Genomic DNA, 24,304 nt, shown 5'->3' with positions numbered 1-24,304 from the left:
TCGGGTTGAAGGCATCCCCTTCCATTCAAGCATGTTCCCGATGGCTCAGACGACGTGGGCGGGGGCGAGGGCGCAGGCGGTGTCGGCGCTCGTCTCGACCTGCAGGGTGGTGTGACCGATGCCGAACCGGTCCTTGATGCCGGCGGCCGCGTTCATGAGGAAGGCGTCGTCAGGGCGGCCGCCGGGCATCAGGAGATGGGCGGTCAGGCAGGTCTCGGTGGTGCTCATCGCCCAGACGTGCAGGTCGTGCAGGGCGGTGACCCCGGGCAGTCCTTCGAGGTGGCTGCGGACGGCGGCCGGATCGATGCCCGGCGGGACGGCGGCGAGGGACAGCGTGAGGCTGTCCCGCAGGAGTCCCCAGGTGCTCCAGACGATCACCGCGACGATGGCGAGGCTGACGACGGGATCGAGCCACGTCCACCCGGTGTAGAGGATCACGAGGCCGGCGATGACCACGCCCGCCGAGACGGCGGCGTCCGCGGCCATGTGCAGGAAGGCGCCCTTGATGTTGATGTCGCCCTTGGCCCCGGAGGCGAACAGCCAGGCGGTGATGCCGTTCACGAGGATGCCGACCGCGGCCACGATCATCACGGTCTTGCCGGCGACCGGGACGGGCTCGCCGAAGCGTTGGATCGCCTCCCAGGCGATGGCGCCGACCGCGACCAGTAGGAACACCGCGTTGAACAGGGCCGCCAGGATCGACGAGCCCTTCATCCCGTAGGTGTAGCGGGCGCTCGGCGCGCGCTTGGCCAGCACCATGGCGACCCAGGCCACCACGAGGCCGAGCACGTCCGAGAGGTTGTGGCCGGCATCGGCCAACAGGGCCATCGAGTTGCCCAGCACCCCGTAGGTTGCCTCGACGGCGACGAAGCCGACGTTGAGGGCGATGCCGATGGCGAACGCCTTGCCGAAGCTCGCGGGGGCATGGGAATGGCCCGGCCCGTGTGAATGGCCCGCATGGCCCTCGGCCGAATGGGCCTCGTGGTCATGCGATCCATGATCATGGCCGGCGTGTACGTCGTGCGTCGTCATGGCGTCCTGTCCGTGGCGGTGTCGGTCGATGGATTGCGGCTCGGCCTATTCGGCCGGCGCGGAATGGGGCGCGAGGGTGCCTTCGCGGTGCTCCGCCCAGGCCTGGCGCAGGATCTGGACGGACGAGGTCAGGAAGATGCCGGCCATCACCGCGGCGACTGCGAGGTCCGGCCAGGCGCTGGAGGAGCCCCACACTCCGAGCGCGGCCACCATCACGACGACGTTGCCGATGGCGTCGTTGCGCGAGCACAGCCAGACCGACCGCACGTTGGCGTCGCCATCCTTGTAGCGGCGCAGCAGCAGGACCGATCCAAGGTTCGCGGCCAGCGCCATGACGCCGATGACGCCCATGACCTCCGCCCTGGGCACGCCGAGGACCATCGTCTGGTAGACGGTGCTGCCGAAGACCCAGAGCGCCATCAGGAACAGCGACGCGCCCTTGAACAGGGCGGCCTTGGAACGGACGGCCAGCGATGCGCCGATGACCGCGAGGCTCAAGCCGTAGGTCACGGTGTCGGCGAGGAAGTCGAGGGCGTCAGCCTTGAGCGCCTGCGATCCGGCGAGTTGGCCGGCCGCCATCTCGGTCACGAACATCGCGCCGTTGATGCCGATGACGGTCCAGAGGACTGCCTTGTAGCGTGGGTCGACGCCGTCGAAGACCGGCACGCCTCCCGAGCAGCATGACCCGCCGGCGTGGTCGTGCGCCTGCGCAGGAGGGCCGGGGATCGCGATCTCCGGCGGGGAACAGCAGGAGTCGGCCTTTGTCGTCGCGCAGCAATGGTCGCTCATCACGTCTCCTTCCCATCGGTCGGAGGCGACGCTACAACCTCTAGCGGCTAGAGGTGCAAGCGGTAAATCATGGACATCGCAATCGGGGAGCTATACCGGCGGACCGGCGTGAAGGTGCCTACGATCCGGTACTACGAGCAGGTCGGGCTCATGCCGGTACCGCCCCGGTCGGCCGGGTCGCAGCGCCGCTACGGCGAGGCCGATGTCGCGCGGCTGAACTTCATTCGGCATTCCCGCGAGCTCGGCTTCGAAGTCGACGCCATCCGGGAGTTGCTGACCATGAACGCGTACCCCGACCGGTCATGCGCCGACGTCGACCTGATCGCCCGCCGCCACCTTTCCGAGGTAGACCGGCGGATCGAGCGGCTCATGGCGTTGCGGGGCGAGCTCGACCGGATGATATCGGAATGCGGCCAGGGCCGCGTTGGCGAATGCCGGGTGATCGAGACGCTGTCCGATCATGCGAAATGCGCGCACGAAAGCCATTGAAGCTTACGCAGCTTGCTTCGGGCCACCCCTACGCGGCTTCGAACTACGAGCATGGGGCAGGTGCTAATGCACCTGTGCCGACGAGTGAGACAATGCGCTTTGAGCGGTGCCGCAACCGACCAAATGGAACGCTGGTCCGTGGTCGGGGCTTGCCTTCGCTCTGCGACAGCACGTCGGGACACAAGGAACGCCATGTCCAGCGATACGGAAAAGCACCACGCCCTGATCAGCGGCCTCAAGGCGGCCATGGGCAAATCCGACGGATCGTTCGAGCAGGCGGTCACCGACGCCTTCGAACACGTCTTTGACCATTTGGACCGGCTCAACTCCCACGTCTCGCTAGGTGGACCGGAAGGCGAAGACCGCCATCTGAAGCCTGGCGAAACTGCGACGCTTCGGTAGGCCCAGGGTTTCCGACGAAACCTCGGAAGGTCGAAGTGCCTGGCCGACCAAAAAACCGATCTAAACGTAGACGAGGCCGCCTCACCAAAGAAGCGGCCCCGCCATACCTGAGGTTAAATTAAACGGAACTTTGGTCCCAAAAACGGATCATTGAGCCAGAGATCACAAATCAGCATGCGGCCTGAGTGGATGCTGCATCGTCAATTCCAATCAGAAACTTGATGTCAAGCTTGAGAGCTAACGTGTCCGTCGTCAGATGATTTGGGACATTCTGCGAAGTTCAGGAGCGGAGGCTCTGGTCCATCTGGGGTAAGAGGTTAGGCGGCCTGCGCGTGGTGGCGCAAGCGGCGATCCATGAGGGTCTGGCGCTTGATGCGTTCCCGCTCGGCCAGGATCCCTTCGCCGCGTCCGAAGTAGACGTCAGCGGGCGTGAGGTTGCTCAGGCTCTCATGGGCTCGGGCATGGTTGTAGTGTTCGACGAAGTCGGCAACCTGCGTCTCCAGTTCGCCGGGCAAGTAGGCGTGTTCGAGCAGGATGCGGTTCTTGAGCGTCTGATGCCAACGCTCGATCTTGCCCTGCGTTTGAGGATGGCATGGCGCACCGCGGATGTGAGTCATGCCCCGGCTGCCGAGCCAGTCAGCCAGGTCGCTGGCGACGTAGCTCGGCCCATTGTCGGAGAGCAGGCGTGGCCGATGCATCACCCGCGCCTGATCGAGCCCAGCCGCACCCAGCGCCAGGTCGAGCGTGGCGGTGACGTCGCTGGCCTGCATCGTCGTGCACAGCTTCCAGGCCACGATGTAGCGTGAGAAGTCGTCCAGCACCGTCGACAGGTAGTACCAGCCCCAGCCAACGACCTTCAGGTAGGTGAAGTCCGTCTGCCAAAGCTGATTGGGCGCGGTGGTCTTATCGCGGAACTCGTCGGCGGCCTTGATGACGATATAGGCCGGGCTGGTGATCAGGTCCTGAGACTTGAGCAACCGGTAGACGGTCGCTTCCGAGACGAAGTAGCGACGCTCGTCTGTGAAGCGCACCGCCAGCTCACGCGGACTGAGTTCAGGCTGCTCCAGAGCCAGGGCAACGATCTGCTCGCGGATCTCCGCAGGCAGGCGGTTCCAGACCCGGCTCGGCCGCGAGGGATGGTCATTCAACGCCTCGGGGCCGCCGCGCTGGTAGGCGTCGTACCACCGGTAGAACGTCGAGCGCGTGATGCCGAGCTTGTCCAGGGTGGTACGTACCGGCAGGTGGGATTGCTCGACGAGCCGGATGATCTCCAGCTTCTCGGGGGCCGGGTACCTCATGCTTCGTCGCCCCCAGCCCCGCTCATGCTTTTTTTAAGCAGACGGTTCTCCAGGACGAGATCAGCTACGACCTCCTTCAGCGCCCCCGTCTCGCGGCGCAGATCCCGCACCTCGTCCGTCGTTGCCGCACGCGCCGTGTCGCCGGACAGGCGCTTCTTGCCAGCCTCCAGGAACTCCTTGGACCAGCCGTAGTACATCGAGGCGGCGATCCCCTCACGTCGGCACAACTCGGCGATGCTGTCCTCGCCACGCAAGCCTTCCAGCACCACGCGGATCTTCTCCTCGGAGGAGAACTGCCGACGTGTGGCCCGACGAATGTCCTTGATCACCGCTTCTGCCGGCTTCTTGGCCGGTCCGGATGTCTGCTTCATCTTCGCTCCTTAGGGGCTACGATGAACCAGCCATCCTCCGTTCGTGAAGACCCTCAATCTGTCCCACAGGTGCTGACGTCGGACACCCTTGCGTAGCTACCCGTATCCGCGTCACGCCAGCGCGGATGGACCGCCCGGGTCCTGGGCGCGGAGCCCAAACCCTTCGCTCATCCCTGCTCCAGTAGGTTCGTGAAGTTCGCGACGATCCCGGGCGTCCGGCTGCCCTTGCGGGACGAGGCCATCAACCGGACATGGTAGCGAGCACCGTCTGCGCCCCCGACCGTCCGCTCGGAGGGCCGGCTTGTCGCCAGCACTGTCGGGATCTCGTCCGAGAGCCACGTCAGGGGGATCGGCGCCGAGAAATTGAGCAGGGATCGGCCGATGTCGCTTGGCTGAAGGCCGAAGATCTGCGCCGCGGCGCTGGTGAACATGCGGATGTGGAGATCCGGCGTCAGGAGCACGCTGGCGATGTCCATGCCCTCGAACAGCGTGGCTTGGTCGTTGCTCAATTGATCGACGGCCTCGATCTTGGACGTCAGCTCGGCATTCACCGTCTGAAGCTCCTCGTTCAGAGACTGCGTCTCCTCCTTCGAAGCCTCAAGCTCCTCGTTGGCGGCCTGCATTTCCTCGTTGACCGATGACAGCTCCTCGTTCGAGGATTTGAGCTCCTCCAGTGAGGTCTCGTATTCCTCGATCACGGCCTGGAGCCGTTCGCGCGTCACGCTCAATTCGCGTTCCAGGCCCTGAAGCGCCGTGTCCCGATCGTTCGCCACCAAGGCCCTCTGCCGCTCCTTTTCAACGGGCGCAGCGGCTTCGTTGAACACGACCAGGAACAGCGGCTCGGTCGCGCCGGGCGTGTCCAGCGGCTTGACCACCAGGGAGATCGACTGGAAACGGCCGTCTGGCAGCGCGACGCCGATGCCGTCGCGCACCACCCGAGTGTTGCCCTCGATCGCCTCGCGTAGTGCCGTCCTGAGATCCAGCCGCAGGCCCTTGCGTGCCATCGCGGCCAGTTCCCGGGTCGGCTGACCCGGCACGACCTCCAGGTGATCGCCGATCCGCGGCGAGTAGTGCACGGCCTCGCCCGTCCGCGACACGACGGCGTGGGGCGGCGTGAACTCGGACAGCATCAACGTCTCGACTGTGTGCCGCAGGGCCGCATGCGTCGTGACGTTGCGCCGGTGCAGCTGGCCGGCACTCGCGAAGATCGGCGTGTCCGGCCCGGACATCGACGGCAACCGGGCCGGCGGGATCGTATCACGGGCTTGGAAGATGCGGTGCCGCTTATTGGTCGTCTCGAACAGGTCCTCGAATCGCGTCACGTTCTCGGACATCCCGATGAACAGGTAGCCGCGCGGGCGTAGAGCGTAGTGCAGCACCGGCAGCAGCTGCTGCTGGGCCTCTACGCCGAGGTAGATCATCAGGTTGCGGCAGGAGACGAGATCAAGGCGTGAGAACGGTGGGTCGCGCAGCACGCTGTGCGGAGCGAAGGTGCAGAGGTCGCGCACGGCCTTCTCGACCACTGCGCTGTCGCCCTCGACGACGAAGTGCTGCGCGATCCGCTCGGGCGAGACGGCGGACAGGTAGGCCGTCGGGTATCGGCCGGTCCGGGCGACCGTGAGCGCGCGCTCGTCAATGTCGGTAGCGAAGATCTGTACGCGCGGCGGATCCGCCAGGGTCAGCATGTGCTCGCGCAGGAGGATGGCTAGGGAGTAGACCTCCTCGCCGGTCGAGCACGCCGGCACCCAGATCCGCACAACATCGGTCGCCGCGCGCTCGTCGAACAGCTTCGGGATGACGTGGGTGGCCAAAGCCTCGAAGGCGGCGGCGTCGCGGAAGAAGTTCGTCACACCGATCAGCAGATCCCGAAACAGCATTCCAACCTCGGCCGGATTGGAACGCAGCAGCTTGAGGTAGCCGTGCGGCCCGGCCGCACCCACGACGCTGATGCGCCGCTGCAGGCGACGTACAAAGGTGCTGGGCTTATAACCCGAGAAGTCATGGCCGACCTGCGAGCGGAGGATGGCGAAGATCTCGTTTAGTAGCTCAGCGTCAGGCTCCCGCGCGACCGACTCGGCCTGCGCATCACGCGCTGCGGCGACATGCGCGGCGATCAGGTCGCCCATCCGTTCGGCCGTCTCGCCTAAGTCGACGAAGCCGGTCCGCAGCGCGCTGATAGGCATGTCGGCGGTGTCCGGGCCGTCGCCATCCGCGGTCTGGGCCAGGGTCAGGCCGCCGTGCTCCTTGATCACCTTGACGCCAATGGCGCCGTCGCCGTCGCCGCCGGACAGGATTACCCCGACCGCGCGCTCCCTCTGGTCGAGAGCCAATGCAGTCAGGAAGATGTCGATCGGCTTGGTCTCGCGGACCTTCGGCTCAAGCGGCGTCAACGTCAGCCGGCCGCCCGCGATTCCCATGACGAAACCGGGCGGCATGACGTAGACGTGGCCTGGTCGGACCGACACACCGTCGGCGGCAGCCTCGACCTCAAGCGGGGTGAACCGGGCCAAGACGTCCGGGAGCAGGCTCTTGTGCTCCCGGCCGAGATGCGTGACGACGACGAAGGCGGCCCCGATCGTCGCCGGCACCCCGCGGAAGAAGCCTTGCATCGCTTCGATGCCGCCCACGGACGCGCCGATGCCGACGATCAAGAAGTGGTCCTGGTCCATCACTGCGTTCTGAGCCTTCGGATCGATGCCGCGCCGTTCGTTGCGTCTCAGCATCATGCGTTCTTGCCCGATGTCGAGGACGGACCTACGGATTAGCCTTCGTTCGCGGCCTCCTGCACGACGTAGGCAAAGCAGCGGGCCCGGGCCTCGGGGCTCTTCAGCCGAACGAACAGACGCAGCAACACCACTGCGTCAGCGGTATGATCTAGACTCGCCATGGCGGTTTCGTTGTCCGGTATCTCAGCTGGGTCGGCCGTCAGGAAGGTCGCGACCGGAACACCCAGCGTCTGGGCGATGCGGCCTAGCATATCGGGGCCGTCGTCCTGCGGATCGTCACCGTTCGCCATGGCTTTTCGCCGATCTCTGTGACCCGTCGGTCAATGCACTGCGATCCCGGCCATCCGCGGTCCGATCACGTCGGCAATGCGACGACCGACATGATGTAGCACGTGACCGAGGAGCAGACGGGTCTGGGTGTCAGACTCGTTTTCGGCGGCCTCGTAGGCCTCGATGAGAGACATCACCAATTGGTTCGACGGGCCGAGGTTGTCATCTTTGCTGCATGCTAGCGGCCCTGCGGCGGACTGCTCACGTGAGCGCCGCACGAGATCGCGCGAGACCTGAAGCGTTTGCCGCGCCTCTTCGGCCGCAGCACGCAACTCACGGGCAACCTCAAGGCACCGATCTGCTTGTAGGCGGCCCATCAGGAGCGCTCCGGTTTATGTCCCATGTTCGCACATGGACTAATAATGTGAGACGGTTCAGAGCGTGCACTAAATTTCTAGAGGCGGAAATCCTGAGATCGAAATCGATTGTGTTGGGAGTATCGAACGTCAGCATCCAGCGCAGGTCGACTTTTTGCAGTTTTCGCATAAAGCGAGCAGACGTAAGTATGCTCTAAGCACTCAGGTCTTCACCTCAGAAATTGCCGAGAAGCGGACCTTAACCTACCTCCCGGGAGCAGCTATTCTGCTTTCAATCGGTAAGGCCTCTTCTTGCCCTTGCCGCTAGCAGCGGGTCCCCTTCGCCATGTCGAGGAGACGCTGAGTCTCTGCCAATGTCACATTCAGCTTCGCTTGCGCATCGCGAAGCTCCACAATCAGCCCAGCTGTGCGCCTCATCTCCGCCCGTCCTTTCCGGAAGCGTAGCTTAGAGAATTGTTTTGGACGCTTTCGCCCGTGATCCAGAACCTCCTCGAAAGGAACCACCATCAGAATGGTACCATGCGCGTCGGTGATCTCGAAGCCATACCGGATCGGGTTCTCCGCGGTGGAGGCCAGATCAGAGCTCATTCCCGGCACGGCCTTAAAGGCCTCAAGATAAGCTGCCTCAACGCTAACGAGCTCCAGGCCTATATCGTCGCAGTCAAGGCCGTCTGGGCCACGGAGGTGAAAGTAAAACTGAGTCATATACGGTGCCCGGTGAAAGTTTCTCCATCTTGCCAGCCTGCTCGGGTCTTTTCGGATCGTCAAGGCCGAGGCCGTACCCAGGAAATCCACCGGATCCAGCCGACTAGTTCCTTCCTATCAAGTGTCCGGAAGCAGACATTCCGACCTTCCGCAAAGGGTCGTGAGTGGGCTTGGCGACGATGTCCGCTTCCTCGCATCGCTGCCCCAAAGCGGACCAGCTGAAGTCCACCCGACCCGGTCGTTGGCCTCGATCTCAACAGCCTGGAAGCGGACCTTCCGAGGGTCAGCAAGGGGTCGGAAGCGGACCCAGGGCATCGGCTCCATCCGTCGGATTTTGATTGCTAGCCACCGTCTCCTTGGCGTTCCGTCGCCCTCATTTCGCTCCTTGGCTCGCTTCCCACACGGTCTTATGCGAGCTTGACGCTATGTCGGGTCCTGAGAGCGGTTCAGTCTTTGATGCCGGTTACGAAGCGCCAGCTTGCAGCCTCACTCTTGAGCACCTCCTATATTGAGGCTCGGGATATGATGGCAGGCTTCGTTTTGGACGAAGCGACCAAGTTCCTCGATGCACCTTTTGCGATTACCAGCGCGGCTGTCTTGCGGCAGGTTTGGAGTACGCGCGGTATCGAGTTTCGAGCTATGGACATCCAGTTCACAGGGCTGCCCGAATCTCTCCGCGTCCTGCAAGCGATCCCTTCAGAGACGTCGCTCGTACAGGAAATCCTGCGCTCGGGACCTCATACCCTGTACGTATTTCACCATGGGGACGGGTGTCAGATCGTTGGCGCTGTCCTGCATGGCAAGGCGAATGTCGAGCTTCCTAACCCGCTGGTTCCTAAGCGTGGACGTGGAGGCCGCCGGCCTCGGTCTGCGCTCACCTCCAAGCAGCTCGACCTTTTTGGCGCGGCCTTCGCTTGATGCGCCGAAGAACCTTCATGTCGTTCGAAACATGAATGTCGCCGATGGAGAAAGCATCCGGCGCGATGCCTCCGGCGACCTGTTTCGGGGGTCGTACTCTATGGCTACCGAATACCCTGGACACACTGGAACCTCGATCACCGCTCCGGGCCGCCCCCCTTCCTCACTGAACCCTTCTTGATCGGCTTCCGTCGTACCCGCTCTTCTCCCATTGCCGGATCGGCGACGAACCCAACAGGCATAGGCTCTGGCGGACTGCCGAGCTTGCTCGCCTTCGAAGATTTTCCAGCGATCGCCGTGAGAAGCTCCCCGGTGGCGTGGAGGTGTAAGTCCAGCCAATCCCCCAGCGAACGAGCCCAGTCGTCGATACGTTGGAGAGCCCGGCGGTGACCGAAGCGCTGGGCCAGCTGTCCCGGCCTCGACATCACACCAGTCGATGCACCAGTCAGGCTCTGCGCCAATCCGGCCGCCCGGCTGAGCTGCTGACCGATCGGACCGACGCTCTCATGGGCCAAAACCTCCAGCCGCCGCAGCATTCGGACCCGGCCGAAGCCCACCGGCTCGGCCTCTTCGATTGCCTCACGGGGTGGGGATATCATTTTGGCACCGACCAGATGGCGAGCGAGTGCGGCCGTATCGGCAAGCTGACGAGCTAACGGTTCGGCCACTCGCTCTGCCCAAGCCGCCATCTGCGTCACTTCGCGTCCACGCCCCACCCCGCGCCGCAGGCTGGCCCGGATCAGTCCACGGTTTTCAGCCGCCTCGACGGGCGCCAGTGACAGGGCCAGGGTTTGCCGCGCCGATGTCTGCGCCGCTCTCGCACCTGCCACCAGCATGGTCGCGGTCACCGCCGCAGGCTCACGCGTCAGGTTGACCGCGATCCGAGCCCAGATTTCGTCTTCGGTGACAGTGCGCGACGCTCCGATAGGACGGCGCCTCTCGAGTGCCGCCCGTTCCGCGGCTTCGCTGCAGACAATGTAGCTGCGGCCACGGTGCCGGCTGGCGGCGGTGTATCCCCGGAACGCATCGACGAGATCCGAGCCGCGCGGCATGACAACGATGCTCTCCTCGCTCGTCACGCCCTGGATGCTGTCGATCGTCAGCACGTCGCCGCATCCGAGCCGGTACCGGGCGTTGTTGGGATCGCTCGCAGGACTTAGAAGCGTCGCCCAAGCCACCAAGCCGGACCGGCCATCGGTGTCGCGCAGGTGCAGCCCCTTCGTCGGGTCGACCGCCTCGACGGTCAGCACGCTGCCGTTGACCCCGATCTCAAGGGTCTGGCCACTGGCGCTGCGTGCGGCCGTGCGCGCGTATAGCCGGACCCGGTCGCCCACCGCCAGCGTGAGCTTGAACTCTCGCCCAGCATTGTCGATCGCCTGTATCACCCAATCCGGTCCGGAGAGCTGGCCGGCCGTCCGACGCCGGTTTCGGATCGCGCCCGCCACCATCAAAGCGTCGACGTTGGTTGGTGCGCTGACCGACAGGCTGTAGCGTGGGTCGCCGGCATGAAGGACGTGTCGCTCCCACCACAACTCGGCGAGCGCTTCGGCGACGGCCTCCGGGCCACCGGGTACCAGTTGGGCGGTACCGTCCGCACGTTTGCGCGCCAGCGCTTCGGCCGCCCGACCCTCGCGAAACAATCCGGTGGTCTCACGCTCGAGCTGCTCACGCTGGCGCACGGTCGAATGGATCTCCGGTATCGCTTCGACGCCGAGCGCCTGCTGGAGCAGCTCGATCACTGGCCCGGCCGCCACCGAGGCGCACTGGCGCGGATCGCCCACCGCCAGCACGCGGAAGCGGCCGTGGCTGGCACGCAGCTGCATCAGACGGAGCAGGTCGCGGGTGCCAATCTGTCCAAGCTCGTCGATGACGATCACGGTCTCCTGGCCCAGGTCAAGCTTGCCACGCTCGGCTTGTGCCAAGAGCTTGGCCAGGGCGAGGCAGCGCTCCTTTGGAATGCCGGTCTCGGCCAGGGCGAGGGTCTGCTTCCAGCCGGAGGCCGTTCCGTAGACCCGGACACCGGCCGTGCCGTAAGCGTCGACCAGCGGCTGCAGCAGGGTGGTCTTGCCGCTGCCAGCGACGCCGATCACGGCGGTGAATGCTCCCCCTGTACCGAGCGTGTTCATCGCGGCGCGCTGGCTGCGTCCGTGTTCGGTAGCAACGAAGTCCCGACCCGAGCGTGCTACCGCGGCACTGATCGCGTCCGTACCGAGCCTCCCGTGCGTCTCCGCGGCCGCCTCGCGCACGAGTTCCATCAGCTCGGCTTCGCGCTCGACATGAAGCCCGGAGGTGTACTTTCGAGCAGCCCGCTGCCAGCCTGACCCATCCAAGTCCGGATCGGGGGCGCCCGGGAGAAGCATGACGCGCCGCCCCTCCTGGCGCACGCCGCGTGTATGGATAAGGTTGAGTACCGATGCGACATCGCTGGGAACATCGATCCCCGTCGCGATCAGAGCGCGGGCTGCGGCCAGCCGCACGCGACTTTCCGGCAGCACCGCATTGTTGTCCAGCTGCGGCTCGAGCAGGTCGAGAGTGACCGCGTAGGCATTGTCCAGACGCTGCGTACGGGTCAGGGGCGGTCGTGCGGGCTCGGTGTCGAGCACGCTGGAATGCTTGTACCCCAGGGCGGCCGCTTCAGCCTGCCAGCTTACGCGATCGCCGAGGTCATCCCGCTTAGCCGCCCGCGGGTCACCCTGTACCCCCTGCTTGAGCATGGCGACGCGGGCGGGCTCATCGAGCTCGTTCCAGTCGAGGCCGAGCTTTTCGGCCTGGGCGTACGCGGCGGCCGTGCCGATGACGGTGCGCTTGGCGAAAGCGGCGCGGACATCCTCCGGGATCGCGGTGATACGGGCCGAACCGTGTTTGGGATCGAGCGCAACTGCGATCCCGGCACGGCGCAAGTTTTGTGCGAGGTGGGCCTGGAAGATCGCCCCGAGCTCGTGCACCCGTCCCTGCAGGCGCTGTAGGTCGAGGCCTCCGACCCGGCCATCAGGGGTCAGAACGAGATTCATGGTCGGACAATGTATATGCAGCTGGGCGTCCCCCACAGCGCCAGGGGTCGGTCGGCTGGTCCAGTGGTCGAAGGCCAACCATGCGATCGCGCCGGCCTCGGAACCGCCACGTCCGGCCTTGCCTCGGCGCGCCCGGCCAATTTGTGGGGCGACAGCGTCGGCCATCGTCGTTTGGACAGCGTTTTGAACAGCGAGTGCGATCACCGCCCGCTCCGCCTCGGTTGGGGCCAGGGCCCACGCGATCGACACCGACTTATCGGCGCTGAAACACAAATCGATGAAGGTGACACGTTCCCCGGCTTGGAGCTGTTTGCCTGGAATAGGCCGACCGTCGGCACGGTGCCCGGAGAGCAGGTTGGCCACGGCGGCAAGGTCTAGCGGCGCTTCTGGATCGAGTCCGAGCACGCGGGCGAGGCGCGGGTCGAGATCCGCACGCAGCCGAGGTACCGGTCGGCCCGCATCTGGTCCGGCATCCAGGTCATGCGCCCAACCATAGTAAGCGGCGACCTCCTTGAGGTCGGGCGGCAAGGTCACCTGCATGAGGTGGCGCCCCATCGCGAGGCCGGGCGTACTGACCCGCCCGGTCAGGTAGGTCATCACAGCCGCGGATCCTACGGCGTGGCCGGCGGAGATCCGCCGACCTGCTGACAGATTAGGGTCAGGAGGTCACCGTTTACCTTGAGCAGCTGAGCGATCTGGCTCAGGTTCCGATTAAGGGGGCTGAACTCGCTGCTCTCCCCTGGAGAGGTAGCGGCTTCCATTATCTTGCGAAGTAGCTGGGTATGGAGGTTGGCGGTCTCGGTCAGTGCATCCAGCGCCTGCATTATCGCTACGGTGAGCCCGGCAAGGCGGTCTAGGGTCCAGGGCGGGTCATCCGCTAGATTGAGAGGCGCCGAAGGAACGGGACGGGCTGTCGGGTTGGGCATCTCATCGCTTCCTGCACCAAGGGGTGCCTTGGTCTGTGGGTTGAAATTTAGGGTGAGGATCGTCCGATTGGCGTCGTGTCGCGTACTTGTCCGAAACGGATCGGACACGTCGTTTTGACGGCTTAAAGGTTTGGGGAACCCTCTTCGAAAACCAGGCAGTGTCGGATAGGGATTAGGTCCGGCAATGCCCACTTCTCGGTCCAACCGAGCTTCCTGCGTGGTATCACCAAGGCGAGGGGCTAGGGCTCTTAGTCGGCGCGGGAACGTTCAATTGTACGACGCAGCGTCGACGCTCACTATCAAAGGAGGAGCGCTGTTCATGGCATCGCGCGATAAGTGCGTCCAAATCGGCGTTGAGTGGGATAAGACTACTCCAGGTTCGGGCGGAAAGTTCGTCGAGCCCGAATATCCACTTTAGGCGCTCTGCCGCAGTGTAACGGCTTCCAAAAACCTCGCGTACGCCGAGGTTGTAGCCGCTACTTACCCCGATAAGCAGACTCACTGCTATGATTAACCCAAGTACAATACCGTAGCCCGCGACTGTTGAGCGCAGGTCTATGCTTGTGGCGCGCTGGATGCGAACAGTCTTTTCCTCGAATGATATTTCAAACTCACTCCGTTCTGCAGTATCTTTTGCCACAGCTACTCTATAATGCTTAATAAATTCAAGTATTTGATGATTTTCGTCTGTAACATCTTTAATAAATCCGCTGTGACGCTCAATTTTCTGCGTATATCGCGCAACGTTGGTATCGAATTTTCTCGATGCAGCCATGAGGGTGACTAGAAAGTCGTAATGCGGATCCTCCTTTCGCATACCAGACTTACGGGCCTCTTCGAGAACCCGATCGATGGCTTTCTCGAGGTCAGTAGGTTCCCCGGGCGGTGGTTGGGGTGCTGCCAGGTTGCTCATGGCAGCCAACCCTTGAATGGCTCGACTGATGTACGAAGGCGGTCCAACCAAGCCTCAACCCGGGTGGCACTCCATTCACCTATTCGAAGACCTTCCGAGCCGGGCTTGTTAGCGATTGCATCTTCATAGCGCAGACGTAGCCGTACTACTTCGGCGTGAATTGCAAGCTTGGGAATGCCGAACATCTCCCCACCTGCGTCAAGCACTTGGTTGATGAAAGGATGCTCACGTATCGGAGCGAACCGGCCCACCTCATCTCCATCGGGGGCCGAGGCGTATGACAGGCAGATCACCCACCGAATGCGTTGATGTGACGAGAGAGCATCATAGGCTGTACGAAAATAGGAAACGTCTTCTTCATCCGTGCTAAATACTTGAAGCCATGTTATGTATTTATCGTGGCGATCCAGTAGCTTAGAGATATCTCCTTCCGACAGGAATTTTTCAAAGGTCTTATCGTTGCCGCCAATATCCAAGCCATAACCTTGATTTCCTTCAAGAAAGTCCATCATGACCTCTTCGATTTTTTTCTCCATAGGCAGCTGAGACGCCGTCTGCAAAACCTTGGACTCGGGATAGTACTTACTCATACTCGCATTGGATCGGTCAAAGTCGCACAGGCGGATTGATCTCCCGGCGAGGAGCGCAAGACTGGCGACACCGCGCAGCAATCCTGTCTTACCAATGCGTCCACGACCGCTGACAAGCGCCATGTTCGATTCATGACGTAGCTGGTTGGGGTCATTGATCAGAGCACTACTCCCAAGCCCGATATCGGGCAATGAAGAGTCAATACCAATATCCGAAACATTCTTATCCATCATTTTCTTCATCAAAAATCTCCGATAATTTCTCTCACGCGATATGCGTTCAGATGGAATAGTTTAGTCGTGTCGAGGTAGTTGCTGATGGCTGGCTTGCGCCTGCCGTACAACACGTTCCTTCTTCTCGGCAGCGGTCAGCCGTTGCTCAGCCCCAATGCTTTGCGCTGAAGCACGTTCTTGAGATGAAGCGCGGACTGGCAGACCATTGAGTAACGACGCTTCAGATGGTCGTTTGTCCGTGTTCGGTACAGGTTGATTCGTTCCTGAGCGCTTTGACGGCTCCTGAACGACAACTCCAAGGGGCAGGCGGACCTCTTTTTCCCGCATAGACTTCGCTTTCTCGTCAGCTGCACGCTTTCGAACGCGAAGCATAGTTCGAGAAATTACATCTTTGTTTGGTTCATCTCCACGGTCGTTGGTCAACCCAAGAAGAAGAACTGCCGCCAGCAATTCGTTAAGATCCAGGCGACCAGCACCATACTCGTCGAGTAACGCTTGGCGGTGCAGCCACATCCAGGTCTTTAGCCGTTTGTCGCTGCCCCTGACCTTCTTGAGCGCCCAGCTCAGATTGGGCAGCGTCTCCCCCTTCACCGAAGTGTGTGGAGCACGCGCGATAGCAACCGGGGTGGCCAAAGAGGCTCGCCCCCTTTGGCATAAACAAAACGAAGCTTACGATTATGCAACTGTGTCATGGCGCAACCTCACAGGAAGAGAGGGGGGGAACCGGTTCACGCCAGCCACGAAGGGCTCCGGTTCTTAAGCGCCTGAAATGCAATCCTTCAGCGACTGGGACATACCCAGTCAAACTGTTCATCCGCGTATCGTCCACGAACGGGACTGTCGGATGCCGGTGACAAGGGGCGGGTCGGATCGGTGTCTAGATCGAAGCTTGATCCAGGAAACCGCTCCGCCGTGCCAACACAGGCCAACTCGGAGGATAAATGCCGCATGAGCGACATTGAGCGTTTCGAGATGCAAACCGCAGGTCGGCAAGATCCCTAGTCTCGGCCCGTTCATTGCCTTGACAAGCCTTTATTGGCATAGGTCTACGAAAGATGCAAGCGGTCCCATATCGCTTTTGAAGACAATCCGCTGCTCGAGAGTTACGATGCTGTGAGCAACCTGCTGTATCGCAGCTCCGTTCGGGAACGATCTCATCGCGAATGCTGATGACAGGCTAGCTTCAGAATGGGGTTCGAACCTTCAGCTAACACCTCGTCTCTCCAACCATTGTCGGACTTTGCGGTTGCCTGCATCGGCAATCTGCAACGCCCACAATCAAGCTGGGTCTGAGGCTTTGCCCATGCGTTCACCCTGCAGCTCGGGCAGTTGTACTTCGTTTTGCTCGATGCCTTTTTCGCTCGCGTTTCGCGTTCGCTTTCGTCCCAGAGCTCGATATATGGCAGCGTGAAGCCCCTCTCGTCGATGAGCTCCACGCACGCGACCAAGAAGCGTCCTTCTGGCTCAATATAGTGACTGACCTGCTGTCCGGTTTCCTTACCGCCCGGCTCACTTGTTGAGGACGGGATCAGTCCCACCGCTCGCATCATTCGAGCCCATTCACTGTTGTGATAGCTAGGTCGCGACGGCGATCCGAAATGATGCTGCTCCAGATGAACCATCTCATGGACCAGGGTTGAGAGCGTTTCCTCGGTAGTACGATCGGCAAAATGACTTGGGTTCAATGCGATCTCATCGGTGATTTCCTCTCCGCTGCGCGTACCAAAGCGGCGCCCGGCGAAGTAGCCGTAGGCTTTACTTTTCCGCTGCATCGTTATTAGGCACGGCGGCAGCTTGGCCGAGAACAGGCGCTCGTTGAAGAAGTCGTAGGCTTCCGTGAGACCGGAATACGTTCGAGTCGTCGGGTCCATCAGAACCTCAATCATATCGTACGAAACAATGCCTCTAGAGCTTGTCCGTTTCGCCGAGGATGTTTCGTACGAAACAAACTATGGACTGGTGATGACTGGCGCTTGCTACATATGACTGATCTGGGCGCCCATGAGCCAGTATTCAAGCATCTTGTCGTACCCCGTGTCCTCCTGGGCTTTTAATCGATACTCATGCGCGATGGACCGGATCCTCCCGGTCCGGTCCTATCGACGACTATGATATGAGGCGATCTCCGTGATCGACGGCGGGACGCTCTCCCCGCGCGGTGGAGTTCATCGAAAAGCCGCAGCAGCCCATCATGGACCGTTCCGGCAGTCACTGTTCAATCTTGATCCGGTTCGACAACGTCCTAGAGGCTGTTATGGACCTGTGACGGCTGGAATCCAGATGAGGAGGCATGACCTCGTCGCGCCAAGCCTACCCGTCCGATGTTTCCGATGATGAATGGGCGCTGGTCGCGCCGTACCTGACGCTGCTGCGCGAGGATGCGGGGCAGCGTGAGTCTTCGCTTCGCGAGGCGTTCAACGGACTGCGCTACGTGGTGAAGACGGGGGCACCCTGGCGGTGGATGCCCCACGACCTCCCGCCCTGGGAGGCCGTCTACCAGCAGGCCCAGCGCTGGCTGGCGGCAGGCTGCTTCGAGCAACTCGCCGACGATCTGCGGGCGCTCCTGCGCCTGACCTCCGGGCGTTCTCCTGAGCCGAGCGCGGCGATCCTCGACAGCCGAACCTTGCGCTCGACGCCCGAGAGCGGCGAGCGGGCCGGCTACGATGGGGCGAAGCGCAAAAAGGGTTCGAAGGTCCACCTGGCCGTCGACACCCTGGGCCACCTCCTGACCCTGCACGTCACCCCCGCCGATGCCGACGACCGTGCCCAGGTCGGGCATCTGGCGAAGGCCGTGCAGGCCGCCACCGGGGACAACGTCGATCTGGCTTATGTCGACCAGGGCTACACCGGCAAGAAGCCGGCCAAGGCCGCCCGCGAACACGGCATCGAACTGGAGGTCGTCAAACTCCCGGAGGCCAAGCGCGGCTTCGTCCTGTTGCCGCGACGCTGGGTGGTGGAACGCTCCTTCGCCTGGGCGACGCGCTTTCGCCGCCTCGTCAAGGATTACGAGCGCTATCCCAGCACGCTCGCCGATCTCCACATCGTCGCCTTCGTCTGCCTCATGCTCAAACAGGCCGCTCAACTGGCAAGCGGTTCATAACAGCCTCTAGGGATACGGGCTCAGCCCGTCGCACTGCGCAGCGCAGCGACCCGGGCGACCAGGACAAGGCGTAGGCTCTGCATCTCGGCATAAGTTTCTTCGACGGTCTCAAAGGCGGCGAGCCGCTCACGTTGGATGCTTAGGGTCAAAGCCTCGATTCGACGAAGTGCCTCGAGGAAGGGGATAGGGGTGTTCGGTGTGTCGTTCATGAGGTGGAACTCCTTTTGATGATGAGGTTCAGTGTGTTGTGATCGATTTTGGGTGATTCCAGACGCCCATAAGGCCGTCTGAGAATTGTAGAATGAGGCGGCTGGCGAGACGGGCATCCGCAGCCGTGGTCATCACGAAACCGGTCTCGGCCTCGATGACCATCGCCAAACCGCCCTCTACGAGAGGGTCTTGAGCATCGTGTGGGTCCGCAGCATGCTCGTCGTCGCCGACGGCCGTCATCTCGGTTGCGACCAACACCTCGCTGTGAGAGGCGATGGAAGCGAGCAGGCTGCGCTCGACCGTCAGGCCGAGCTTCAGAAGCTGCTGTTCGGCGTTCGCGACACACAGACGGACGGCGTCTTCATACGCCGCCATCACCCGTGCGAGCGCTCTGCGTGCCTCTTGTTCGATGTCCTCATGGATAGCCCGCTCCAGCGCAGCGAGGGCCTGTTCGGCACGCAGCGCCGTGCCGCGCACGAGATCGCGGATCAGCATGGCCGCTGCGGTCGGCGTTGGTACGGACCGTCCCGCCACGTCGTCGAGAACGGTGCGCGGCGTCGCTGCGTGGCCGACGCCGACGACGAGGTTCGGAAGGCGCCTCGCCGCCGCGGCGGTTGCCCAGGCGTTCAGGGGTGAGAAGGACGAGGCGGGGCCGCCGCCGCGTACGACAAGGGTGGCCGACAAGCCGTGTTCGGCGTGGAGAGCCTCGGCCTTGGCCATCGCCTCGATCAGAGACCTCTCAGCGCTCGGTCCCTCGAAGGTGCCCTTGATCCGGTGAATTAGGAGCAGCCCCAAAGTCTCGAAGGGCTTCAGCACATACTCCACGTCGCGTAGGGCGTCACCGACTTCCGAGGCAATGACAGCGACGTGGTAGGGCTCCTCCGGCTCCTTCCAGGTCGACGGCCCGAACCGTACACCACCGATTCGGAGCAATCTCAGCACCTCCTCGCGTTGGATCTCGAGCTCGATCGGAAATTCGCTGATCGCGGTAAGGCCGATGACCTTGGCCTGGACCGTCGCCCCCCGACTGAAGCGCTGCTTTAAAGAGGTTCGAAGCCCCACCTCGATCCTCCGGTTGGCGAGGAGAAAAGGATCGAAGGCCCGTCCGAGCTCGGCCTCAATGATGGCTCGCTGATCCTCGCTGAGGTGAGCTTCGAGTCGGGGTGGTTCGCTTCGACTGGCCGGCTCGGCCTCGCCGAGGAGCAGGACAAAGCCATCCCGTGTGGTCGCCTCGACGCTGAGCACGCTGGCATGAACGACGTGGTCGCCCTTCATCTGCTGGCGCAACGAGGCCAGGAGGTGCTGCAGTGGGATGGTGGTGGCTTCTGTGGCGGCGGGAAGCTCCCTCGTAAGAGGCTGACTACCGCCGTCCTCGATAAACGGGCGAGGCGGTGGGGCAGCCGGGAGCGCGGCGCGCCAGCCGGGAATTTTGCGGTAACGCATGGTGGGTTCCAAAATGGGGGTGGGTGATCTGAGGGAAGTGAAAGCGGTGCGGCGCCATTCCCGGCGCTGCCCGCAACGCGGGTGCGAGCAATCGGCTCATGAGCGAGCGACAGAGGCCCGATCATGGGATCCGGCTGCCGCTATCGGCAGCCGGGGGAAAGCTTTCAGTCGTAGAGGGCCCCTGATCGGGCCATGGCGGCTGCGACCGCGATCCGTTCCAGTTCGCGGACGATCGAGTCGAGGCGTTCACGGCCGGCCGGCCGGACCTCCTCCCTGAGGATGTCCGTCAGGACCGCCTCCATTGCCTCGGTCGTCTCGAAGGCGTGCCAGGCCAGCCGATCGAGCAGGTTCGGATGGCCCCCCTGCAGCGTTAGGATCGGCACTGGAAACTGACATAACCGCCGGACGAGAGCCGGGTCCGACAAGGCTCGGAAGGCGTAACCCGGGCCGCGATCGACGATCAGTGCGTCGGCGGTGCCCCACTCGACCTGATCTGTCGCGGCCTCGAGGGTCTGGTGGAGAACCTCGAGCGATCCGGGTTCTTCGAAAGCGACGGACCAGCGGATCAGGGCAATCATCCCCAGATCGGCCCATCGAGACAGGATCCCGCTGATCGCCCCTGTACTGGCGCCCGCGTCCGGTTCGATCAGCAACACGCGGCGCAGCCGTTGCGGCCTCGAGAGGGCGCGCTGGGCCTGCCAGACCCCTTCCGCGATGAGCGCCGCCTCGAGGGCCGCGTCCTGCCGGTTCCAGGCCTCGACCAGGATCCCGCGATCGAGGCCGATGATGCGCGCGGTCAGTCCGAGCAACGCATCCATGCTGACCGTCAACATTACCTCATGCTGCCCGAGGAGATCCTGGGCGTGAAACAGCATGCCGGAGGCGTCTTCGATTTGTTGGGCGAAGCCGTCGGACATGAAGGCGCTCAGTCGTCCCGCCCGCGATCGATCGAGGGGGCTGAGCTCGAATTGCCATCCGTCCCGATGGCGGCGGAGCCGGCTGATCTCGGCGCGCACCGTAATGCCGGTGGGCTCCGCAAGGCGTGCGACGGCGTTCGCGCCCTGGGGCACGTTATCAGATGTCATGATGTTGGGTTCTCAGGTTGAGGAAAGGATCGAAGGAGCCGCGCCGACGTCCCGCGGGCTCTGTCCGAGAGCCGCGTTCCGTTGTTCCCCTCCTTCCGGGGTTTTCGACGAAGTCACCTTCGCCAAAACCTTGTCCTTGTGTTTCCCTCATCTTCAGCGATCCGGCCGCGCAGGCGGGGAGGAGCGCAAATGTTCGTCTATTATTCGATTGTATCTTGAGCGGCCCCCGTCAGGGTTCGCCCCGGCGGTTCACGACTTGAGCAAATGGCCGCGGGACACCTCGGCATGCGGATGCCGGACGCAGCCTCATCCCCTGAGGTCAGTTCGGTGTGTCGAGTGCGTCAGCTACGGCCGGGCCGGTGACACCGAGGCAGATGCCAACGGAAGCTCGGGCAACTCACTTGTTCAGTGCTGCGAGCGTCCTACAGGCGGAAATCGGCGGGTGGATCTGCGACCATGGGCGGAACACCGGCCGCGCAAGCTCAACCGGAGGCGGCATAGTTCCCCGACATGCTGGTCCGATAGGCGGCCAGACGCCGCTGTTCGACGCGCAACGGTTCTGGAGCCTGCTCGCAAAACGCGCGTGAGAGGCTCTAACCGGCCAAGGCCTGCATCTCGGCTACGCCATCGCGCAGGACGTACCCGCGTCCCCAGACGGTCTCGATGTAGTTCTTGCCAGCGGAGGCATTGGCTAGCTTCTTGCGCAGCTTGCAGATGAAGACGTCGATGATCTTCAACTCTGGCTCGTCCATTCCGCCGTAGAGGTGGTTGAGGAACATCTCCTTGGTAAGGGTCGTGCCCTTCCGCAGCGCAAGGAGTTCCAGCATCTGGTACTCCTTGCCGGTGAGGCTCACCCGGTTGCCGGCAATGGCCGCCATCTTCTCGTCGAGGTTCACCGTCAGGTCGCCGGTATGTGTTTCGGCGTGCAACTTTGACCCCGTGAGGCGGGGGATCGGCGTCCAATTCTGACCCCCTAACCTCGTTCTCGCAGACTGCTCTCCGGTACGGCCGGAAGGGTGGTGTAGGGGGATGAAGGGCGTGGACACGATTGCGCGCATCCGGCGCGAGTTCTTCACCCGCGGCCGCGCGATCAAGGACATCGTCCGCGATCTGCAYGTCTCCCGCAACACGGTCCGGAAGGTCATCCGRTCGGGGGCCACCGCCTTCGCCTACGAGCGCGAAGTGCAGCCGCTGCCCAAGCTCGGGCCGTGGCGCGACGATCTCGATCGGATGCTGACCACCAACACCGGCAAGTTCGCCCGCGAGCGGCTGACGCTGATCCGGATCTACGAGGCGCTSCGCGGGCTCGGCTACGAGGGCGGCTACGATGCCGTTCGGCGCTATGCCAAAACCTGGAAGCGCGAGCGCGCCTCGGTCACGGCCCAGGCCTTCGTGCCGCTCATCTTCGCCCCGGGCGAGGCCTACCAGTTCGACTGGAGCCACGAGATCGTGCTGATCGGCGGCACGACCGTCACGGTCAAGGTCGCCCACGTCCGRCTSTGCCACTCGCGCATGMTGTTCGTGCGGGCCTATCCGCGCGAGAGCCAGGAGATGGTGTTCGACGCTCACGACCGGGCGTTCGCGTTCTTCAAAGGCACCTGCCAGCGCGGCATCTACGACAACATGAAGACCGCGGTGGAGACGATCTTCGTCGGGCGCGAGCGCGCCTACAACCGTCGCTTCCTGCAGATGTGCTCGCACTACCTCGTCGATCCGGTCGCCTGCACGCCGGCCTCGGGCTGGGAGAAGGGGCAGGTCGAGAACCAGGTCGGACTGGTGCGCGAGCGCTTCTTCACCCCGCGTGTCCGAGTGAAGAGCTACGAGGAGCTGAACGCGCTCCTGCTCGATGGGGTGATCGCCTACGCCAAGGCCCATCCCCATCCTGAGGAGCGCGAGCGCACCGTCTGGGAGCGGTTCGAGGCCGAGCGAGCAGCCCTCGTTCCCTATGCCGGCCGCTTCGACGGCTTCCACGCCGTCACCGCTTCGGTGTCCACGACCTGCCTCGTGCGCTTCGACAACAACCGCTACTCGGTCGCCGCCTCGGCCATCGGTCGGCCGGTCGAGGTACGGGCCTACGCMGAGCGCGTCGAGATCCGGCAAGACGGGCGCGTCGTCGCCGAGCACGAGCGCGCCTTCGGGCGGGATCAGACCGTGTTCGATCCCTGGCACTATGTCCCCGTGCTCGCCCGCAAGCCCGGCGCGCTCCGGAACGGTGCACCGTTCAAGGACTGGGTCCTGCCTCCCGCCCTTGACCGGGTCCGACGCAAGCTCGCCGGCAGTGCCGGAGGGGACCGTCAGATGGTTGAGATCCTCACCGCCGTGCTCGCCGACGGGTTGCCGGCCGTCGAGGCGGCCTGTGCCGAGGCGCTGCGCGAGGGCGTGCACTCGGCCGACATCGTCCTCAACATCCTCGCCCGGCAGCGCGAGCCGACCGCGCCCGTCACCATCCTGACCCCCGAGAGCCTGCGGCTGCGCCACGAGCCGGTCGCGGATTGCGCCCGCTACGACAGCCTGAGGAGCCCCCCATGATGGAACGCCAGAACATCCTCGCCACCATGGGCGAGCTGAAGCTCKTCGGGATGAAGGCCGCCTACGATGAGATCATCAAGGTCGCGCTCAAGCGCACCCACGAGCCGCAGCAGATCGTCGGCGACTTGCTCCAGGCCGAGATCTCCGAGAAGCAGGCACGTTCGATCCGCTACCAGATGACGATCGCCAAGCTGCCCCTGGCCAAGGACATCGCCGAGTTCGCCTTCGACGGCACCCCGATCAACGAGGGTTTGGTACGCGCGCTCTCCGGCGGCGAGTTCCTGGCTCACCAGCGCAACGTCGTACTCGTCGGCGGGACCGGGACCGGCAAGACCCACCTCGCCATCGCCATCGCGCGAGCCTGCATCCGAGACGGGGCGCGGGGCCGGTTCTACAACGTCGTCGACCTCGTCAACCGGCTCGAAGCCGAGGCACGTGCCGGCCGCCAGGGCCGCATCGCCGACCATCTCGCCCGGCTCGACCTCGTGGTGCTCGACGAGCTCGGGTACCTGCCGTTCGCGCAGTCGGGCGGCCAACTCCTGTTCCACCTGATCAGCAAGCTCTACGAGACCACCTCGATCGTGGTCACCACCAATCTCGCCTTCGGGGAGTGGCCGAGCGTGTTCGCCGGCGATGCCAAGATGACCACGGCGCTGCTCGACCGGCTCACCCACCATTGCGAGATCGTCGAGACCGGCAACGAGAGCTGGCGCTTTAAGAACCGCGCCTGAGGCCGGCACACACGTCGCGCCTGCTGGACCCCTGATCAGCCCGGCTGCGCCACCCCGACCCGCTTCGCCGGGCTGATCAGGGGCGTCCCGCCATACCCATCCGGGGGGTCAAAGTTCGACGCCGATCCAGGGTCAATGTTCAACGCTGTTTGACA

The 24,304-nt window shown here is 63.4% G+C and carries 20 protein-coding genes and 2 pseudogenes; 6 read left to right on the top strand and 16 right to left on the bottom strand.

Translation table 11 applies throughout. The features are described 5' to 3' along the window. Positions 1-45: 45 nt before the first annotated feature. Together ASF34_RS15620 and ASF34_RS15615 are read right to left on the bottom strand one after the other, a co-directional pair. Positions 46-1,032 (bottom strand): cation diffusion facilitator family transporter, encoded by a 987-nt coding sequence (locus ASF34_RS15620; RefSeq protein WP_056162240.1) that lies wholly within the window; start codon positions 1,030-1,032, stop codon positions 46-48. A gap of 45 nt (positions 1,033-1,077) precedes the next feature. Continuing rightward, entirely contained in the window at positions 1,078-1,821 is a 744-nt protein-coding gene (locus ASF34_RS15615) for a cation transporter (RefSeq protein WP_056162237.1), read from the bottom strand. Between the two features lie 69 nt (positions 1,822-1,890). On the opposite strand from ASF34_RS15615, the gene ASF34_RS15610 reads away from it, so the two are divergent. Both ASF34_RS15610 and ASF34_RS15605 read left to right on the top strand, forming a co-directional pair. Further along, positions 1,891-2,310, top strand: coding sequence for a MerR family transcriptional regulator (locus tag ASF34_RS15610; protein WP_056162234.1), 420 nt, complete (start codon positions 1,891-1,893; stop codon positions 2,308-2,310). A 192-nt stretch (positions 2,311-2,502) separates the two neighbouring features. Next, entirely contained in the window at positions 2,503-2,712 is a 210-nt protein-coding gene (locus ASF34_RS15605) for a hypothetical protein (protein ID WP_056162231.1), read from the top strand. Positions 2,713-3,029: 317 nt separating this feature from the next. Here the strand turns inward: ASF34_RS15605 and ASF34_RS15600 are convergent. The 5 genes from ASF34_RS15600 to ASF34_RS15580 all read right to left on the bottom strand — a co-directional run bounded on the left by ASF34_RS15600 (position 3,030) and on the right by ASF34_RS15580 (position 8,459). Further along, positions 3,030-4,381, bottom strand: a protein-coding gene (locus tag ASF34_RS15600; protein ID WP_156465748.1) for an IS3 family transposase whose coding sequence is annotated in 2 segments (ribosomal slippage) — positions 3,030-4,045 and positions 4,045-4,381 — 1,353 coding nt in all. Because the reading frame shifts where the segments join, the coding sequence is not laid out codon by codon here. 167 nt (positions 4,382-4,548) lie between these two features. Next, positions 4,549-7,107, bottom strand: coding sequence for a CheR family methyltransferase (locus ASF34_RS15590; protein ID WP_082494200.1), 2,559 nt, complete (start codon positions 7,105-7,107; stop codon positions 4,549-4,551). Between the two features lie 35 nt (positions 7,108-7,142). Continuing rightward, positions 7,143-7,397 (bottom strand): hypothetical protein, encoded by a 255-nt coding sequence (locus tag ASF34_RS15585; RefSeq protein ID WP_018044597.1) that lies wholly within the window; start codon positions 7,395-7,397, stop codon positions 7,143-7,145. A 30-nt stretch (positions 7,398-7,427) separates the two neighbouring features. Next, the gene (locus ASF34_RS22875; protein WP_156465747.1) at positions 7,428-7,754 is read right to left on the bottom strand and encodes a hypothetical protein; all 327 of its coding nucleotides are present in this window, start codon (positions 7,752-7,754) and stop codon (positions 7,428-7,430) included. A gap of 303 nt (positions 7,755-8,057) precedes the next feature. After that, on the bottom strand, positions 8,058-8,459 hold the full coding sequence (locus tag ASF34_RS15580; protein ID WP_018044599.1) for a DUF6894 family protein: 402 nt from the start codon (positions 8,457-8,459) through the stop codon (positions 8,058-8,060). Between the two features lie 522 nt (positions 8,460-8,981). Here ASF34_RS15580 and ASF34_RS15575 point away from each other — a divergent pair. Continuing rightward, the gene (locus ASF34_RS15575) at positions 8,982-9,377 is read left to right on the top strand and encodes a hypothetical protein (protein WP_156465746.1); all 396 of its coding nucleotides are present in this window, start codon (positions 8,982-8,984) and stop codon (positions 9,375-9,377) included. 137 nt (positions 9,378-9,514) lie between these two features. Here ASF34_RS15575 and mobF read toward each other — a convergent pair whose 3' ends face one another. The 5 genes from mobF to ASF34_RS15560 form a co-directional block, all read right to left on the bottom strand. Next, positions 9,515-12,985, bottom strand: coding sequence for a MobF family relaxase (mobF, locus tag ASF34_RS15570; RefSeq protein WP_056162224.1), 3,471 nt, complete (start codon positions 12,983-12,985; stop codon positions 9,515-9,517). Between the two features lie 552 nt (positions 12,986-13,537). Beyond that, positions 13,538-14,227: a hypothetical protein gene (locus tag ASF34_RS22870; RefSeq protein ID WP_156465745.1), complete on the bottom strand. Its 690-nt coding sequence runs from the start codon at positions 14,225-14,227 to the stop codon at positions 13,538-13,540. Further along, positions 14,224-15,060 (bottom strand): hypothetical protein, encoded by an 837-nt coding sequence (locus ASF34_RS22865; protein ID WP_156465744.1) that lies wholly within the window; start codon positions 15,058-15,060, stop codon positions 14,224-14,226. Before ASF34_RS22865 ends, ASF34_RS22870 begins: the two co-directional genes overlap by 4 nt. 51 nt (positions 15,061-15,111) lie before the next feature. Continuing rightward, on the bottom strand, positions 15,112-15,684 hold the full coding sequence (locus tag ASF34_RS22860; protein ID WP_156465743.1) for a hypothetical protein: 573 nt from the start codon (positions 15,682-15,684) through the stop codon (positions 15,112-15,114). 521 nt (positions 15,685-16,205) lie between these two features. Then, a complete protein-coding gene (locus ASF34_RS15560; protein WP_244479014.1) occupies positions 16,206-16,922 on the bottom strand; it encodes a SprT-like domain-containing protein in 717 nt (238 codons plus the stop codon). A gap of 419 nt (positions 16,923-17,341) precedes the next feature. Here ASF34_RS15560 and ASF34_RS15555 point away from each other — a divergent pair, with 419 nt between their 5' ends. After that, positions 17,342-18,151 carry an IS5 family transposase gene (locus tag ASF34_RS15555; protein ID WP_056162218.1) on the top strand — a complete coding sequence of 270 codons (810 nt, stop codon included), beginning with the start codon at positions 17,342-17,344 and terminating at the stop codon, positions 18,149-18,151. 20 nt (positions 18,152-18,171) lie between these two features. On the opposite strand, the gene ASF34_RS15550 is transcribed toward ASF34_RS15555, so the two are convergent. The 4 genes and pseudogenes from ASF34_RS15550 to ASF34_RS15535 form a co-directional block, all read right to left on the bottom strand. Next, positions 18,172-18,360, bottom strand: coding sequence for a hypothetical protein (locus ASF34_RS15550; protein ID WP_056162215.1), 189 nt, complete (start codon positions 18,358-18,360; stop codon positions 18,172-18,174). A gap of 28 nt (positions 18,361-18,388) precedes the next feature. Continuing rightward, positions 18,389-19,804 (bottom strand): exodeoxyribonuclease VII large subunit, encoded by a 1,416-nt coding sequence (locus tag ASF34_RS15545; protein ID WP_056162212.1) that lies wholly within the window; start codon positions 19,802-19,804, stop codon positions 18,389-18,391. A 164-nt stretch (positions 19,805-19,968) separates the two neighbouring features. Next, positions 19,969-20,721, bottom strand: a complete 753-nt coding sequence (locus ASF34_RS15540) for a hypothetical protein (protein WP_156465742.1) — start codon at positions 20,719-20,721, stop codon at positions 19,969-19,971. A 761-nt stretch (positions 20,722-21,482) separates the two neighbouring features. After that, positions 21,483-21,824: pseudogene (locus ASF34_RS15535) on the bottom strand (winged helix-turn-helix domain-containing protein); the annotation flags it as partial. Positions 21,825-21,918: 94 nt separating this feature from the next. Between ASF34_RS15535 and istA the strand changes: the two are divergent. After that, positions 21,919-23,488, top strand: a pseudogene (gene istA, locus ASF34_RS15530) (IS21 family transposase). Beyond that, complete coding sequence (gene istB, locus ASF34_RS15525; protein ID WP_274533763.1) at positions 23,415-24,149, top strand: IS21-like element helper ATPase IstB; 735 nt, start codon at positions 23,415-23,417, stop codon at positions 24,147-24,149. Before istA ends, istB begins: the two are co-directional and overlap by 74 nt. Positions 24,150-24,304: the final 155 nt, after the last annotated feature.

This window comes from Methylobacterium sp. Leaf106 (assembly GCF_001422895.1).
Taxonomy (GTDB): domain Bacteria; phylum Pseudomonadota; class Alphaproteobacteria; order Rhizobiales; family Beijerinckiaceae; genus Methylobacterium; species Methylobacterium bullatum.
Note: the sequence above shows the minus strand (reverse complement) of the source record. Positions and strands in the feature narration are given on the sequence as shown.

What these genes read in the sequence shown, in the direction of transcription:
- ASF34_RS15620 (WP_056162240.1), bottom strand. Translation starts at nt 1,032, where the DNA reads ATGACGACGCACGACGTACACGCCGGCCATGATCATGGATCGCATGAC.
- ASF34_RS15545 (WP_056162212.1), bottom strand. Translation starts at nt 19,804, where the DNA reads ATGCGTTACCGCAAAATTCCCGGCTGGCGCGCCGCGCTCCCGGCTGCC.
- ASF34_RS15575 (WP_156465746.1), top strand. Translation starts at nt 8,982, where the DNA reads ATGATGGCAGGCTTCGTTTTGGACGAAGCGACCAAGTTCCTCGATGCA.
- ASF34_RS15590 (WP_082494200.1), bottom strand. Translation starts at nt 7,107, where the DNA reads ATGATGCTGAGACGCAACGAACGGCGCGGCATCGATCCGAAGGCTCAG.
- ASF34_RS15585 (WP_018044597.1), bottom strand. Translation starts at nt 7,397, where the DNA reads ATGGCGAACGGTGACGATCCGCAGGACGACGGCCCCGATATGCTAGGC.
- ASF34_RS22865 (WP_156465744.1), bottom strand. Translation starts at nt 15,060, where the DNA reads ATGAAGAAAATGATGGATAAGAATGTTTCGGATATTGGTATTGACTCT.
- ASF34_RS15540 (WP_156465742.1), bottom strand. Translation starts at nt 20,721, where the DNA reads ATGTCCGACGGCTTCGCCCAACAAATCGAAGACGCCTCCGGCATGCTG.
- mobF (WP_056162224.1), bottom strand. Translation starts at nt 12,985, where the DNA reads ATGACCTACCTGACCGGGCGGGTCAGTACGCCCGGCCTCGCGATGGGG.
- ASF34_RS15555 (WP_056162218.1), top strand. Translation starts at nt 17,342, where the DNA reads ATGACCTCGTCGCGCCAAGCCTACCCGTCCGATGTTTCCGATGATGAA.
- ASF34_RS15560 (WP_244479014.1), bottom strand. Translation starts at nt 16,922, where the DNA reads ATGGACCCGACGACTCGAACGTATTCCGGTCTCACGGAAGCCTACGAC.
- ASF34_RS22870 (WP_156465745.1), bottom strand. Translation starts at nt 14,227, where the DNA reads ATGAGCAACCTGGCAGCACCCCAACCACCGCCCGGGGAACCTACTGAC.
- ASF34_RS22875 (WP_156465747.1), bottom strand. Translation starts at nt 7,754, where the DNA reads ATGGGCCGCCTACAAGCAGATCGGTGCCTTGAGGTTGCCCGTGAGTTG.
- ASF34_RS15610 (WP_056162234.1), top strand. Translation starts at nt 1,891, where the DNA reads ATGGACATCGCAATCGGGGAGCTATACCGGCGGACCGGCGTGAAGGTG.
- ASF34_RS15580 (WP_018044599.1), bottom strand. Translation starts at nt 8,459, where the DNA reads ATGACTCAGTTTTACTTTCACCTCCGTGGCCCAGACGGCCTTGACTGC.
- ASF34_RS15605 (WP_056162231.1), top strand. Translation starts at nt 2,503, where the DNA reads ATGTCCAGCGATACGGAAAAGCACCACGCCCTGATCAGCGGCCTCAAG.
- ASF34_RS15550 (WP_056162215.1), bottom strand. Translation starts at nt 18,360, where the DNA reads ATGAACGACACACCGAACACCCCTATCCCCTTCCTCGAGGCACTTCGT.
- ASF34_RS15615 (WP_056162237.1), bottom strand. Translation starts at nt 1,821, where the DNA reads ATGAGCGACCATTGCTGCGCGACGACAAAGGCCGACTCCTGCTGTTCC.